Source organism: Gilvimarinus sp. 1_MG-2023 (assembly GCF_030548285.1).
Genome location: NZ_JAUOSC010000329.1, coordinates 1 through 373, shown reverse-complemented (window position 1 = coordinate 373; position 373 = coordinate 1). Strand labels below are relative to the sequence as shown.

The following is a 373-nucleotide window of genomic DNA, read 5'->3' as shown; positions in this document are numbered from 1 at the left end:
AGCCCTCCGACCTGAATATGAACCGCGTCAATGCCCAGCAGGCACGGCGCTTCCTCGATCGCGTGGTGGGCTTTATGCTGTCGCCACTGCTGTGGAGCAAAATTGCCCGCGGCCTGTCAGCCGGACGCGTGCAATCGGTAGCCGTGCGCCTGATTGTCGAGCGCGAGCGGGAAATCCGCGCCTTTATTCCAGAAGAATTCTGGGAAGCCTTTGCCAACCTCAGTACCGACAGCGGTGAAGTGTTACGGGCGCAGCTGATTCGCTATCAAGGCAAGGAATTCCGCCCCACCAATGCCGCCGATACCCATGCCCTGATCGACCAGCTGAGCAAATTGCCCTTTGCCGTCAGCAAGCGTGAAGACAAGCCCACCAG

The 373-nt window shown here is 59.5% G+C and carries 1 protein-coding gene; it reads left to right on the top strand.

Going from position 1 to position 373, the window contains the following annotated elements:
- A partial coding sequence (locus Q4563_RS17030) for a DNA topoisomerase (RefSeq protein ID WP_303605334.1) occupies nt 1-373 on the top strand: 373 nt, incomplete at both ends.